Raw genomic sequence first — 14,744 nt, forward strand, 5'->3', positions numbered from 1 at the left:
CCTAAAGATGTTGAATAAGGCCGGAGCCTGGTTGTGCATGAAAATCAAGGAAGGGGCAATGGGACCAACCGGAGTACCGTGATGGGCGAACTACGAAAGACCAATTCACTCGCCACTTGAAATCCTGCAAGAAGCTTTATACGGCGAATCAAACTGGAGGTCAAATAATATCCGACCGTGCTGAAGGGCTTTTTGAGATTCATCGACGGAACGAGAAGTGCTTGCTTACGAAGCTTGCATTTTTGGTGGTTTTTTCGTAGGCGCGGCGCATTTTTTGCGTTCTGCCGAACGTTGTCGACTGCAATCTGCGGGTGCAACCGGTAAACTACGCGCTTTCCGCCGGGTTGCACCAAAACGATGCGAACGCGTCGGATGCAGGGTTGGCGGGCGTTTGCGGCCTTCGCAAAGGCCGCTCCTCGACCTTCACACCTGCTTTACGAGATACAGGAGATTGTGTGAAAAGTTCTATACAACGGAACATCGGGCCCATTCCGCTCATGCTGACCGGCCTCGGATCGATCATCGGCTCGGGCTGGCTGTTCGGCGCATGGAAGGCCGCGAAAATCGCCGGGCCTGCCGCGATTGTCGCGTGGGTGATCGGCGCGCTCGTTATTCTGGCAATCGCGCTCGCCTACGCCGAACTCGGCGCGATGTTTCCGGAGTCGGGCGGCATGGTGCGCTATGCGCGCTATTCGCACGGCGCGCTAGTCGGATTCATCAGCGCATGGGCAAACTGGATTGCAATTGTTTCTGTGATTCCGATCGAAGCCGAAGCCTCCATTCAATATATGAGCACCTGGCCGTATGAATGGGCGCATTCGTTATTCATCAATGGATCGCTGACTCCACCAGGGCTGATTCTCTCCGCTTTGCTGGTGATTGTTTATTTCATGTTGAATTACTGGGGCGTAAAACTTTTCGCTCGCGCTAATTCCGCCATTACCGTCTTCAAGTTCCTGATTCCCGGCGCGACCATTCTCGGTTTGATGCTGACCGGATTTCATTCGGAGAACTTCGGGACGACTTCGAGCTTCGCGCCTTACGGATGGTCGGCGGTGCTGACCGCCGTCGCGACGAGCGGGATCGTGTTCAGTTTCAACGGCTTCCAGAGTCCGGTGAACCTCGCCGGCGAGGCGCGCAATCCGTCGAAAAGCGTGCCATTCGCCGTGGTCGGCTCGATCCTGCTGGCGCTCGTGATCTACGTTTTGTTGCAGATCGCGTATATCGGCGCGGTGAGTCCGGGCGACGTGATGAAGGGCTGGAGCCATTTCAATTTCGCGTCGCCGTTCGCGGAACTGGCGCTCGCGTTGAATCTGAACTGGCTCGCGATCCTGCTTTACGTCGATGCATTCGTGAGCCCGAGCGGCACCGGCACGACCTACATGGCGACCACGTCGCGGATGATCTACGCGATGGAGCGCAACAACACGCTGCCGGAAATTTTTGGCCGCGTGCATCCGTTCTACGGCGTGCCGCGTCCGGCGATGTGGTTCAACCTGATCGTCGCGTTTATCTTCATGTTCTTTTTCCGCGGCTGGAGTTCGCTTGCCGCCGTGATTTCGGTCGCGACCGTGATCTCTTATCTGACCGGTCCGGTCAGCCTGATGGCGCTGCGCCGTTCGGCGCGTGAGTTGCATCGGCCGCTCACGATTCCGGGCATGGGCGTGATCGCGCCGTTCGCATTCGTGTGCGCGTCGCTCGTGCTGTACTGGGCGAAGTGGCCGCTGACGGGCGAGATCATTCTGTTGATGGTCGTCGCATTGCCGGTGTACTTCTACTATCAGGGCAAGACGGGCTTCGACGGCTGGGGCCGCGACCTCAAGGCCGCGTGGTGGCTGATCGCCTATTTGCCGACGATGGCCGTGATGTCGCTCATCGGCAGCAAGGAATTCGGCGGACGCGGCGTGTTGCCGTATGGCTGGGACATGCTGGTCGTGGCGGCGTTTGCGCTCGTGTTCTATTACTGGGGCGTGCACACCGGTTATCACACGCAATATCTGGATGAGCGCGAAAGCCACGACGATATCGCGGAGAACGTCGGCGCCTGATTATTGGCGTTCGATCGCAGTCGTTAAAAAAGCCCTGACGTGTCAGGGCTTTTTTCATTGGGGTCTTGAGAGCCGCGCGTCAATTGAAGACGTAATTGGTCATCGCGAGCGATTTCTGGAACGTGCCGAGCGATTGAATGCCGAGCTTGAAATCGTCGTCGGCGGCGCCGAGCGCGCTGAAAACCGGCAGCAGATGTTCGTCGGTCGGATGCATCAGCACGGCGTGCGGCGCGCGTCGGCGGTAATCAAGCAATGCGTCGATATCGCGGTTGAGCAGCCGTTCCTCGAACCAGCCGGTGAATTCCGATACGCGTGGATCCGCATCTTCCGGACGCGCGCTGAAATCGGCGGCGCGCAGGTTATGCGTGATCTGCCCCGAACCGACGATCAACACGCCGTCCTCGCGCAACGACCGTAACGCCCGCCCGACGCGGAAGTGATGCGCCGGGTCGAGATGCGGCTGGATCGACACTTGCGCGACCGGCACGTCGGCGTCGGGAAACATCAGCAGCAACGGCACCCACGCGCCGTGATCGAGACCGTAATCGGCGGTCGTCGCGGCAATTCCGCTCGCGCCGATTAGCGCGGCGGCCTCTGCACCGAGTTCCGGCGCACCCGGCGCGGGATAGCGCAGTTCGTAGAGCGCGCGCGGAAAACCGTAGAAATCGTGGATGGTCTCGGGCTGGGCGGCAATGCTCGCGGCAGGCTGGGCCGTCGCCCAATGCGCGGATAACACGAGGATCGCGCGCGGACGCGGCAGCGTCGCCGCCAGATTGGCGAATTCGCCGGAAGGCATCGACGGGTCGATCGGCAGCGTCGGCGCGCCGTGGGAAATGAAAACGCTGGGAAGAGCGGTCATGGCAGCATCTCGAAAAGAGTTGCTCACACTATATGACTTGCCGCGAGGTTGATAAACAAGCGCGGTGGCAATGAATTATGTCGCGGGTGTTGTTAATGGCCGAGCTTATTCGCTCTCGCTGCGAATCCCGCGCCAGGCCTGTGCGAGCGGCGTTCCGAACGCGAAAAGGTCGATCACGCGTTCCACCGTTTGATCGACCATTTCGTCGATGGAAGCGGGACGGTGATAAAACGCGGGCATTGGCGGGAAAATCACGCCGCCCATTTCGGTCACAGCGGTCATGTTGCGCAGATGCGCGAGATTGAACGGCGTTTCGCGCACCATCAGGACGAGGCGGCGGCGCTCTTTGAGCACGACATCGGCGGCGCGGGTGATGAGGTTATCCGACAAACCGTGCGCGACGCTCGCCAGCGTTTTCATCGAGCACGGCGCGATGACCATGCCATCGGTCGCGAACGATCCCGACGCAATGCTCGCGCCGACATCGCGAACCTGATGCACGACGTCCGCGAGCGCGTGAACCGCGCGTTTATCGAGGTCGAGTTCGTGCTGGATATTCAGCCAGCCTGCGCTCGAAATCAGCAGATGCGTTTCGACGCCGCCCAGACGCCGCAGCGTTTCCAGCAGGCGCACGCCGTAAATCGCGCCGGTCGCCCCGGTGATGGCGACGATCAGCCGCCGGGGCAGAGGCGCGTTCACGAGGCTGGTAGCCCGAGAATCAGGCAGCGGCGAACAATTGCTGCAGTTCGCCCGATTGGTACATTTCCATCATGATGTCCGAGCCGCCGATGAACTCGCCGTTCACGTAAAGCTGCGGAATGGTCGGCCAGTTCGAGAATTCCTTGATGCCCTGGCGCACTTCTTCGTCTTCGAGCACGTTGACGGTGGCGGGCTTGTCCACGCCGCACGCCTTCAGCACCTGGATCGCGCGGCCCGAAAAACCGCACATCGGAAATTGCGCCGTGCCTTTCATGAAAAGGACGACCGGGTTTTGATCGACGATCTGCTTGATGCGTTCTTGGGTTTCCATGGCGTTCCTGCGAAGCGGTTTTGTACTGCGGGTTATGTGGAATCAGAGTGAAATGATAGCGGATTTCGCTCGCGCCAGTTTGGACGCGCCCGGCCGCCGTGCTCGTTTGGCGCGCGATTCCGGGCGGTTTCAGCCCGCGAAAATCCCGCCGCTGATCCGTTCGATGCCCGCCAGATCGAGCAATGAGCGCACGTCTGAAAAACCGCGCGCGACCAGCAGCGCGCGGACCGCTTCGGCCTGGTCGTAGCCGTGTTCCAGCCAGAGCGGCGCGTTCGGCGCGAGCAAAAACGGCGCGCTTTCGATAATCGCGCGGATCGCGGCGAGGCCGTCGGCTTCGTCGGTGAGCGCGCCGCGCGGCTCGAAGCGCAAATCGCCTTGCGACAGATGCGGATCGAGATCGGCGATATACGGCGGATTGCTCACGATCAGGTCGAAACGCAGCGAGGGATCGAGGGCTTCGGTCCAGTCGCTCTCCGCGAAAATTATTGGGCCGCCCGGGCGCGCCGCGTCGAGCAGCTTTTGGGCATTGCGCCGCGCGATATCGAGCGCGGCGGTCGAACGATCCACCGCCCAGACGCGCGCGTCGTCGCGGGCGGACGCGAGCGCCACCGCAATCGCGCCGCTGCCCGTGCCAAGATCGAGCACGCGCGCGTTCGGCGTGTTTTCGATCGCCGCGAGCCCGGTTTCCACGAGCGATTCGGTCTCTGGACGCGGGATCAGCACGTCGGGCGTTACCTCGAACGGCAGACCGAAAAACTCGCGCACGCCGACAATCTGCGCGACCGGCTCACCGCGCACGCGCCGCGCTTCGAGCGTCCGAAAGCGTTCGAGTGCTTCCGCGCCGAGCGTTTCCTGATCGCGCGTGATGAGTTCCGTGCGCCGCCAGCCGAGGACGTGCATCAGCAGAATCCGCGCTTCGAGCGCGGGCAGCGTGGAAGCGCGCAGCAAGTCGGCGGCGGTCGTCACTCGGCTTCCCCGAGCGTGGCGAGCAAATCGGCCTGATGTTCGGACACGAGCGCGCCGATCATTTCGTCGAGATCGCCGTCCATGATGTTGTCGAGCTTGTAGAGCGTCAGGTTGATCCGGTGATCGGTCATCCGGCCCTGCGGAAAATTGTAGGTGCGGATGCGTTCGGACCGGTCGCCCGAGCCGATCAGGCTCTTGCGCGTCGCCGCTTCCTTCGCGTGCTGCTCGTGATACTGCTTGTCCATGATCCGCGCGGCGAGCACCTTGAGCGCGCGATCCTTGTTCTTGTGCTGCGAGCGGTCGTCCTGGCATTCCACGACGATTCCCGTCGGCAAGTGCGTGACGCGCACGGCGGAATCGGTCTTGTTGATGTGCTGGCCGCCCGCGCCCGATGCGCGGAACGTGTCGATGCGCAGATCCGCCGGATTGATGACCACTTCGCTGATTTCGTCGGCTTCCGGCATGACCGCGACCGTGCACGCCGACGTATGGATGCGCCCCTGCGTTTCGGTGGCCGGCACGCGCTGCACGCGGTGTCCGCCCGATTCGAACTTGAGCCGCGAATACACGCCCTGGCCCGCGACCCGCACGATCACTTCCTTGAAGCCGCCAAGATCCGACACGCTTTCCGACATGGTTTCGACCTGCCAGCGGTTGCGCTCGGCGTAGCGCAGATACATGCGCAGCAAGTCGCCCGCGAACAGCGCCGATTCGTCGCCGCCCGTGCCCGCACGAATTTCGATGAAGATATTGCGCTCGTCGTTCGGGTCTTTCGGCAGCAGCATGGTTTGCAGATCGGCGGCGATTTTCGCCATCCGGGCGCGCGCCTCGCCGATTTCATCCTCGGCGAAATCGCGCATCGAGGGATCGGTCAAGAGTTCTTGCGCGGTCGCTTCGTCGTTCAGCGCCTGTCGCCAGAGCGCGTACTGTTCGACGACCGGCCCGATTTCCGCGTGCTCGCGCGTGAGCTTGCGGTACTGGTCCATGTCGTTCGTGACGTCTTCGCGACTCAGCAGATCGTTGAGTTCGACCAGCCGGGTAGCAAGCTGGTCGAGCTTGCTTTGCATGCTCGTTTTCATCGGACGGGAGTGGAGCGCGGCTCCGGAGAGAGATCAGTCGGGATGCGTCCCCCGGCACGGCCGGCGGAGCGACAGAATATAAACGGTTTCGGGCCGCTAACGGTCCGAGTCGTCCGGCGCGGGGTTGCCGTGCTTGTAGAAGCCGCCCATCAGGTCGATGAGCTGGTCGCGATTTTCACGGCTCGCGCGGTTCAGCGCGTGCGTCGGGCCGTGAATCAGCTTGTTCGTGAGCGATTGCGACAGCGCTTCGAGCACCGCCGCGGGATCGTCGCCGCGCGCAAGCGACTTGCGCGCGCGCTCGACTTCGGCGCGCCGCATCGCGTCGGCCTGCGTGTGCATGTGGCGGATGACCGGCACGATGCTGCGCGCGTCGAGCCACTGCATGAAATTCTGCACGCGCGTCTCGATGATCGCTTCGGCTTGCGCGACCGCCGCCTGGCGCGACGCGTTGCCTTCGCGGACGATCGAGCCCAAGTCGTCGACGGTATAGAGGAACACGTCCTGCAGATTACCGACTTCCGGTTCGATATCGCGCGGCACGGCCAGGTCGACCATGAAAATCGGCCGGTGACGGCGCGCACGCACCGCGCGTTCGACCGCGCCGAGGCCGATGATCGGCAACGTGGACGCCGTGCACGACACGATGATGTCGAACTCGTGCATTCGCGCCGGCAATTCCGACAGCGGAATGGCGCGGCCCTGAAAGCGCTCGGCGAGTTTTTCGCCGCGCTCGGCCGTGCGATTCGCGACCACGAGTTCACGCGGTTTTTGCGCGGCAAAATGGGTGGCGCACAACTCGATCATCTCGCCCGCGCCGATGAACAGCACGCGCTGGCTCGAAATGTTCTCGAAGATACGCTGCGCGAGACGCACGGCGGCGGCGGCCATCGAAACCGACTGCGCGCCGATTTCGGTAGTCGTGCGCACTTCCTTCGCGACCGCGAACGTGCGCTGGAACAACTGGTTCAGATAAGTGCCGAGCGCGCCCGCTTCCGTGGCCGTGCGCACGGCGTCCTTCATCTGGCCGACGATCTGCGTTTCGCCGAGCACCATCGAGTCAAGACCCGACGCCACGCGAAACGCGTGACGCACCGCTTCCGACTGCGGCAGCGCGTAGACGTGCGGCGCGAGTTCGGACACCGGCAGATTGTGATATTGCGAGAGCCAGTGGACGGAGGCGTCGCGGGCGGCTTTGTCGTCGGTGGCGCAGTAGAGCTCGGTGCGATTGCACGTCGAGAGGATGGCCGCTTCGGGCGAAACCTTCGCGAGCGGGCCGAGCCAGATGTCTTTCAGTGCGCCGAGCGCGGGTTTGATCTGTTCGAGCGGAAACGCCACGCGTTCGCGAAGGGCGACAGGCGCAGTGTGGTGATTGATTCCGATCGTGAGGAGCTGCATGTATTGGGCCTAAGCTGATGGCCTTGGAGATAGCCCGATATTATAGCGTTTCCGGGATTTCTACAGTTATGAGCGTCATAACGCGCCTCAACAGTGGCGCACGCGGCGTTTCTGGCCGTTTTGTTCATAGCAAAGCGGTGTGCTCGCTTGGCGGGTGCGAAACGGGGCGGCAAGCGCCGCGACGCCATGACGCGCCCGGACGCCGGCTTGCCTTCGCCCATCCGGCCCCCTAAACTCGGGCGCTGCCGCACGCCCCGCCTGCTACCTTCTGTAAAACGAGATCGACGATGATATTTGAACCCGCCACGCCGGTCCCTCTTTGCGATAACCGCCGGAGCGCTCGCTGATGGGCTGGCCCGGCATGATTTTCCTGGGCGCGGTGATCGGCTGGGCGGGTTGGTGGCTGAATCCGCTGCGCCGCGCGAATCGAGGCCGGCGAACATCAGGCGCCGTTTGGATGGCGATCGGCGCGGGCGTGATCGCGGCGGTGGTGGCGCGGATGCTCGGCAATATCGTCGGCGTTTATCACGATGGCGATACGCTCGAATGGCTCGCGTGCGCGCTTTTCGCGCTGCTGGCCGTGACCGTGACGGTTAGCGCAACGGCGCGCCGCTAAATTCCACGCGCGGGGCGGGCCGTCCACGAGAAAGGCCGACGCCCGGCGCGCACTTACAAGACCCACGAGGTGACTCCATGAACGACCGAACCAATGTCCCCGATACCGCGACGTTCCGCGAACGCATCGAATTGCTGCGCGGCGAAATGGCGCGCGAGGCGCTCGCCGCCGTGCTGATTCCATCGGCGGATCCGCATCTTTCGGAATATCTGCCCGAGCGCTGGCAGGGCCGCCAGTGGTTGTCGGGCTTCACCGGCTCGGTCGGCACGCTGGTCGTCACCGCGAACTTCGCCGGGCTGTGGGTCGATAGTCGCTACTGGACGCAGGCCGAAGCGCAACTCGCCGGCACCGGCATCGCGCTGATGAAGATGATGGGCGGCCAGCAGACCGCGCCGCACGTCGAATGGCTCGCGCAAAACGTGCCGTCGGGCGCGACGGTCGCCGTGGACGGCGCGGTGCTCGGCGTTGCGGCGGCGCGCGCGCTGGCCGATGCGCTGACGGCGCGCGGTATCGTGTTGCGCACGGATCTGGATTTGCTCGACGCCGTCTGGCCCGCGCGGCCGGGACTGCCCGGCGCCGAAGTCTACGAACACGCCGCGCCGCACGCGAGCGTGTCGCGCGCGGACAAGCTCGCCGCGATCCGCCGCGCGATGCAGGAAAAGGGCGCGCAATGGCATTTCATCTCCACACTCGACGACCTCGCGTGGGCGTTCAACCTGCGCGGCGCGGACGTGAGCTACAACCCGGTGTTCGTCGCGCACGCGCTGATCGGCCTTGATGACGCTGCGCTCTACGTGGCGGGCGGCAAGGTGAGCGCGGCGCTCGAAGCCTCGCTGCGGAAAGACGGCGTGCGCGTCGAGCCTTATGCGCAAACGGCCAGCGCGCTCGCCGCATTGCCCGCCGATGCAACTTTGCTCGTCGATCCGCGCCGGATCACGTTCGGTCTGCTCGAAAAAGTGCCGTCGGGCGTGAGGATCGTGGAGTCGGTGAATCCAAGCACGTTCGCCAAATCGCGCAAAACCGCCGACGAAGCCGCCCACATTCGCGCGACGATGGAGCAGGACGGCGCGGCGCTGGCCGAATTCTTCGCGTGGTTCGAAGCGGCGCTGGGCCGCGAAACCATCACGGAATTGAGCATCGACGAGAAGTTGACCGCCGCGCGCGCCCGCCGGCCGGGCTTCAAGACGCTGAGTTTCGCGACCATCGCCGGTTTCAACGCGAACGGCGCGATGCCGCATTACCGCGCGACCGACGCGTCGCATTCGGTGATCGAAGGCAATGGGCTCTTGCTGATCGATTCGGGCGGGCAGTACGTGAGCGGCACGACCGATATCACGCGCGTCGTGCCGATCGGCGAGATCGACGCCGCGCACAAGCGCGATTTTACGGTCGTGCTGAAAGGCACGATGGCGTTGTCGCGCGCGCGGTTTCCACGCGGCATCCGTTCGCCGATGCTCGATTCCATTGCCCGCGCGCCGATCTGGGAAGCGGGCGCGGACTACGGGCACGGCACGGGCCACGGCGTCGGCTATTTCCTGAACGTGCACGAAGGCCCGCAGGTGATCTCGCACTACGCGCCCGCCGAGCCGTGGACGGCGATGGAAGAGGGCATGATCACCTCCATCGAGCCGGGTATTTACCGGCCGGGCAAGTGGGGCATCCGCATTGAAAATCTGGTGATGAACGTGGCGTCGGAGAAAACCGAGTTCGGCGATTTCCTCGAATTCGAGACGCTGACACTCTGCCCGATCGACACGCGCTGTATCGATCTCGCGCTCCTGCGCGACGACGAGCGCGCGTGGCTCAACGCATATCACGCGACCGTGTGGACGCGCGTGTCGCCGCACGTTTCGGGCGATGCCAAAAAGTGGCTCGAAACCCGCACGCAGCCTGTCTAATCAGATAGCGCTAACTCAGCGCGCCGCCGCCGGTCCCATCTGCTCGCCGATCACCCGGCACGCCTCGCGCAGCGGCGCGACGTAGGTGTCGAGCGGCGTCGCGCTTTTCCTGAACAGCGGAATGCTGATGCTCACGCACGCGAGCGGCCGGCCGTTCGCGTCCAGAATCGCGCTGCCGTAGCAAAAAATCTGCGCTTCGTTTTCCTCGCGATCTTCCGCATAGCCGCGCTCGGCGGTCGCGTCGAGTTCGACGTCGAGCGCGGGGCGATCGGTGATCGTGGTCGGCGTGAAGCGTTCCATCTTGACGTTGTCGAGGAGCGCGTCACGCTCGGCGCGTCCGAGCGTCGAGAGATACGCCTTGCCGACCGAACTCGAATAAAGCGTGACGCGCGTGCCGATCCGCGACGCCATCCGCACCGCGTGGGGACTTTCGAGTTTCTCGATGTACACCATGTCCGGCCCGCTTTTCACCGCCAGATGCACCGTTTCCTGCGTGGCGTCGCGCAGAACGTGCAGCGCATCGGCGGCGGCGACGCGCAAGTCCGAGCGCTCCCAGCTTCGGCTCGCGAGCGTCAGCAAGCGGGTTCCAAGCGAAAACGTGTTGCCGCGCGCCGTCTCCACCACCAGCCCTTCCGCGATCAGCGCGCCGACGATCCGGTACACGGTCGGTCGTGGATAACCGCACGCGGCGGCGAGTTGCGGAATGGATGGCGGTTCGGCCGCATCGGCGATGAGTTGGAGCACCGCCATGAATTTCGAGAAGGCGGCCGTGCCGGAGGCTTTGGCGGTGTCGGATTGCATCACGTGTCTGGCAGATAAGCGCGGTTGGGCGCGAACAGGCGGCGCGGGGCCACGATTATATCGACGCGGCCTGGCGCGTCTTTGGAAGCACCGTGTCAGGCCGCGCGAAGCCCGCGTCGCGAGTCACGCGGAGTGACGAATCGAGCCGCGCGCGCCTCACGCGGTCAAATATCCGCCATCGACCGGCACGATTGCGCCGGTCATGAACGCCGCCGCGGGCGACGCCAGGAACGCGACGACCTGCGCGACATCGCCGGGCGTGCCCCAGCGCTTCATCGGCGTGCGGTCGAGGATAGGTTGCGAGCGCGCGGCGTCGTCCTGAAGCGCTTGAGTCAGCGGCGTCGCGATCCAGCCCGGCGCCACCGCGTTCACCCGGATGCCGTCGGCCGCGTAGGCAATCGCGAGCGATTTCGTCAGTTGCGCAATGCCGCCCTTGCTCGCGCTGTACGCCGGCACGAGGCCGCCGCCGAAAAAGCTCAGCATCGACGCCGTGTTGACGATCGCGCCGCCCGTTGCCTTCAGCCGCTCGCGCGCCGCCGCGCACACCCGCATCGTGCCGCTCAGGTTCACGGCGATCACGCGCTCGAACACGTCGATCTCGTGCTCCTCGCCGCGCCGGATCATGCCCGCGCAGTTGACGAGCACGTCGAGCAAAGGCAGGTCGGCGAGCAACGCGGCGACGCTCGCGTCATCGCTGACATCGAGCGGCGCAATTTCAATCGTGCCGCCAAGCGCGTCGCGCTGGGCATCGGTCGGCGCGATGCCCGCCGCGATCACGCGCGCGCCGAGCGAGGCGAACTGCTGCGCGATGCCCGCGCCGATGCCCTGCGTGCCGCCCGTCACGAGCACGATCTTGCCGCCGAACAAGTCTTTCTGGAAAGTCATGAGAAGTGCCGGGTTAGGTGGCCGGAACCGTCGCGACGCTCGCTTCCGAATCCTGGATCGGCGTGCGCACGACGAACATATAAACCAGCGCCGCCGCGAACGCGACGCCCGCGCTGATCAGGAACGCGTTGACGAACGAATGCGTCCGGTCGACCACGAGCCCCGTCACGAACGGCGCGAACGATCCGCCGAAGTAGCCGCCGAAATTCTGGATGCTCCCGAGCGACGCCACCATGTGGCGCGGCGCAGCCACGCTGACGAGCGCCCACGCAGCGCCGCTCGCCATGTTCACGAAGAACATCGCCGCCGACAGATACGTGATCGCGAGCGTGAGATTCGGCGTGAATGCAGCCGGCACGGTGAAAAGCGCCGCGCCGATCAGCCCGGTGCAGATCGGCCATTTGCGGCTGCGGATGGGCGCGACGCCGCGCTTCATCAGGCCATCGGCGATAAAACCGCTCGACAGCATGCCGAGCGTGCCGAAGAGGTAGGGAATCGACACGATCCAGCCGGTTTTCGCGATGGTCAAATGGCGTTCGTGTTCGAGGTACGCGGGCAGCCACGTCAGATACAGCCACACCATGTAGATCACGCCCATGAAGCCGAAAATCATGCCCCAGGTGGTGGATTTGCCGAACAGGCCGCGCCATTCCGCGAACGTCATGCGACGCTCGGCGCGTTGCTGCGGCTCGTCCTCGGTCAGATGCACGATTTCCTGCGGCTCCAGCGCGATATCGGCGCGGTTCCGGTACACGATGTACCAGCCGACCGCCACCGCGATCCCCAGCACGCCCATGATGACGAACATGTAGCGCCAGCCGAATACGAGCAGCAGCACGGTGAGGATCGGCGGCGCGAGGGCCGGGCCGATGGTGGATGACGTCACGAAAATGCCGGTCGGCTTGCCGCGTTCGCGCAGCGCGAACCATTCGCTAACCACTTTCGCGCCCGCCGGGAACTGCGGCGCTTCGCCGATCCCGAGCGCAATCCGCGCGAACAGGAACTGCTGGAGCGTCGTGACGAGCCCGCCGAACAACTGCGCGACCGACCAGACGAACATGCCGAGGCCGAGCATGATGCGCGCGCCGAAGCGGTCGAGCATCACGCCGATAGGCAATTGCGAGAACGCATAGGAAAACGAAAACGCGGACAGCAGCAAACCCATTTGCGACGCCGACAGTCCGAGTTCCTGACTGACCGAATGATTCGCGATGGACAGCGTGCTGCGGTCGAGATAATTCACGATGCCCGCGAGCGTGAGAAAGGTGAGCGCAACCCATTGAATGCGCTTCAAGCGGGGTGATTTGGCCTGCATGGTGTCTCCTCCGGTGCTCTTTTGAGTCTGAATGAAGGTTTTTGTGGTGAAGCGGCTGAGTTCGGGCGTTGTCCCTAGCGAATGAATTGATCGGCGTAATCGGCGCCGAGGCCGACGGCTTCGAAATGCTTGCGGCACATGTCCACTTTCGTGAAGACGTCCTCGTAGCCGGTGTAATTGCCTTGCGGATCGCAATAGAACATCACGCCGTTGACCTGGAAATACGTGATCATTTCCTCGACGTCTTCCGGCACGTACAGCGTATGCGTTTCGCCGGGCGGCTCGAACACGTAGCTGCCCTCGGTCGCGATCCAGTCATGCTCCAGATAGCGCCAGCGTCCCTTGAGCACCATGCCGTGCACGGCTTGCGGATGTCGATGTCGACTCAACACGCCGGATTTCCGCACTCTCAGCAGATTCATCCAGTAGCCGGTGGAAACGTTCAGACACAGCGGCCGGAACCAGACGTTTTCGGCTTGCGGGACCCACAGGCGCTCGTCTTTCGGGATCGCCGATTCAACGACGATTTCCTTGAGCGCATCCGCAGGTTGGGGAAGTTGATACGGCGTCATCGCGTCCGCCGCAGCTTGGGGGGCTGCCATCGAGTCGTCTCCTGTCCATAATGTGGATCGATGAATCAGATTATGGACATATGCTCTGCCTGGAAGGCAGGGAGTGTCAAGCCGACGATGTTGTGCAGTGCATCACTTGTGGAGCAGGTTGAGCAGCGCGCCGCCGATATTCTTGACTGTTTCGCCCGCGCCTTGCGCCACGCCTTCGGCGCTGACGCCGAGCGCTTTCGCGAAGCCGGTGGCGAGTTTCTTCGACATGCTTTCGTGCAGCGAGAACTTCGGATCGTTCAGATTGCCGTCCAGCGTGAAGTCGAGTTTGATCTCGTTCTGCCGGTCTTTCAGCGCGGCGATCGCGGCGCGGGTTGGGATCGAAAGGAAAGTGTCGAGCGGATTGCCGTTGTCGCTGAGTTGCAGATGGTCGATGGTCACGGAACCGGGCGCGTGGATGTGCGAGTTGCGCACGGTCGCGTCGAGCGTCAGGTCGAGCGTGCCGCCCGCCACCAGTGATTTCGCGCCCGCCTTCTTCAGGAAATACGGGTCGATGGTGACGAGGTCCACGCTGCGCAGGGTCGTGCGCGTCTGCGAATCTTTCGTGGCGATGGTCATCCAGCCGCCGAACGAAACTGCGCCGGTGTGCGACGGGCCCTTGATCGAACCGTTCATCGAAAGTTGCGTGGGTTCGTCGAGCGCGGGCAGGTGAAGATGGTCGATGGTGGCGCGCGCGTCGGTAATCAGGACGCGGAACGGCGGCGTCTGCACGGATTGATCGAAGAACTCCATCGTGCCGCGTTCGAACGAAACGTGATCGATGCGCTTTTCCTCCTTCGCGTGCTGGTCTGCCACGTCGCCGGGCTTGGCGTCCGCTTTGCTCGCGGATTCCTTGAGCGTGGGAAGAAGACTGACGCGCCCGTCGGCGGAACGCGAAACCGAAAGGTAAAAACCGTCGACGGTCACGTTGCGCACATGCACGCGATTCGCGAACAGCGCGCGCATGTCGAGATCCAGCGCGATGCGCTCGGCGCGCAGCGCGTCGGCGGTCGGCCAGCCGGCAGGCCCGCGCAGACGCACGCGCGAGAGCGTGATGCGCGAAAAACCCACCTCGATTTGTTCCGCCGAGCCGAGCGGCCCGAGCGTTTCCAGCACACGCTCTTTCATCGCGTGGACGACGAACAGCCATCCGCCGATCACGACGATCGCCGCCGCAGCAGCAATCCCGCCCAGCCACAAGCCAACCCGCCGCCCCTTCGTTTCCGCCATTCGGAAAGTCTCCTCGCCAGCGC

The 14,744-nt window shown here is 63.6% G+C and carries 14 protein-coding genes; 3 read left to right on the plus strand and 11 right to left on the minus strand.

All coding sequences use genetic code 11. The features are described 5' to 3' along the window. Positions 1-455 precede the first annotated feature (455 nt). Positions 456-2,048: an APC family permease gene (locus tag AC3D25_RS03035; protein WP_488887011.1), complete on the plus strand. Its 1,593-nt coding sequence runs from the start codon at positions 456-458 to the stop codon at positions 2,046-2,048. A 79-nt stretch (positions 2,049-2,127) separates the two neighbouring features. Here AC3D25_RS03035 and AC3D25_RS03040 read toward each other — a convergent pair whose 3' ends face one another. From AC3D25_RS03040 to hemA, 6 genes are all read right to left on the minus strand, one after another. Next, complete coding sequence (locus AC3D25_RS03040; protein WP_488887012.1) at positions 2,128-2,907, minus strand: DODA-type extradiol aromatic ring-opening family dioxygenase; 780 nt, start codon at positions 2,905-2,907, stop codon at positions 2,128-2,130. 105 nt (positions 2,908-3,012) lie between these two features. Further along, complete coding sequence (locus AC3D25_RS03045) at positions 3,013-3,606, minus strand: UbiX family flavin prenyltransferase (RefSeq protein WP_488887013.1); 594 nt, start codon at positions 3,604-3,606, stop codon at positions 3,013-3,015. A gap of 19 nt (positions 3,607-3,625) precedes the next feature. Next, a complete protein-coding gene (grxD, locus tag AC3D25_RS03050; protein WP_488887014.1) occupies positions 3,626-3,937 on the minus strand; it encodes a Grx4 family monothiol glutaredoxin in 312 nt (103 codons plus the stop codon). 129 nt (positions 3,938-4,066) lie between these two features. After that, the gene (prmC, locus tag AC3D25_RS03055; RefSeq protein WP_488887015.1) at positions 4,067-4,903 is read right to left on the minus strand and encodes a peptide chain release factor N(5)-glutamine methyltransferase; all 837 of its coding nucleotides are present in this window, start codon (positions 4,901-4,903) and stop codon (positions 4,067-4,069) included. Continuing rightward, positions 4,900-5,982 (minus strand): peptide chain release factor 1, encoded by a 1,083-nt coding sequence (gene prfA, locus AC3D25_RS03060; protein WP_488887016.1) that lies wholly within the window; start codon positions 5,980-5,982, stop codon positions 4,900-4,902. Before prfA ends, prmC begins: the two co-directional genes overlap by 4 nt. Positions 5,983-6,078: 96 nt before the next feature. After that, positions 6,079-7,377 carry a glutamyl-tRNA reductase gene (gene hemA, locus AC3D25_RS03065; protein WP_488887017.1) on the minus strand — a complete coding sequence of 433 codons (1,299 nt, stop codon included), beginning with the start codon at positions 7,375-7,377 and terminating at the stop codon, positions 6,079-6,081. Positions 7,378-7,723: 346 nt separating this feature from the next. On the opposite strand from hemA, the gene AC3D25_RS03070 reads away from it, so the two are divergent. Beyond that, the gene (locus AC3D25_RS03070) at positions 7,724-7,993 is read left to right on the plus strand and encodes a hypothetical protein (RefSeq protein WP_488887018.1); all 270 of its coding nucleotides are present in this window, start codon (positions 7,724-7,726) and stop codon (positions 7,991-7,993) included. 77 nt (positions 7,994-8,070) lie between these two features. Further along, the gene (locus AC3D25_RS03075; protein WP_488887019.1) at positions 8,071-9,891 is read left to right on the plus strand and encodes an aminopeptidase P family protein; all 1,821 of its coding nucleotides are present in this window, start codon (positions 8,071-8,073) and stop codon (positions 9,889-9,891) included. Positions 9,892-9,906: 15 nt separating this feature from the next. Here the strand turns inward: AC3D25_RS03075 and AC3D25_RS03080 are convergent, their stop codons facing one another. From AC3D25_RS03080 to AC3D25_RS03100, 5 genes are all read right to left on the minus strand, one after another. Beyond that, positions 9,907-10,692 (minus strand): IclR family transcriptional regulator, encoded by a 786-nt coding sequence (locus tag AC3D25_RS03080; protein WP_488887020.1) that lies wholly within the window; start codon positions 10,690-10,692, stop codon positions 9,907-9,909. A gap of 156 nt (positions 10,693-10,848) precedes the next feature. After that, a complete protein-coding gene (locus AC3D25_RS03085; protein ID WP_488887021.1) occupies positions 10,849-11,577 on the minus strand; it encodes an SDR family NAD(P)-dependent oxidoreductase in 729 nt (242 codons plus the stop codon). Between the two features lie 13 nt (positions 11,578-11,590). Next, entirely contained in the window at positions 11,591-12,892 is a 1,302-nt protein-coding gene (locus AC3D25_RS03090; RefSeq protein ID WP_488887022.1) for an MFS transporter, read from the minus strand. Positions 12,893-12,966: 74 nt separating this feature from the next. Beyond that, positions 12,967-13,494: a 2,4'-dihydroxyacetophenone dioxygenase family protein gene (locus AC3D25_RS03095; protein WP_488887023.1), complete on the minus strand. Its 528-nt coding sequence runs from the start codon at positions 13,492-13,494 to the stop codon at positions 12,967-12,969. Between the two features lie 102 nt (positions 13,495-13,596). Continuing rightward, positions 13,597-14,721 (minus strand): DUF748 domain-containing protein, encoded by a 1,125-nt coding sequence (locus AC3D25_RS03100; RefSeq protein WP_488887024.1) that lies wholly within the window; start codon positions 14,719-14,721, stop codon positions 13,597-13,599. Positions 14,722-14,744 lie beyond the last annotated feature (23 nt).

The sequence above is a fragment of the Caballeronia sp. SL1002 genome (assembly GCF_057814995.1).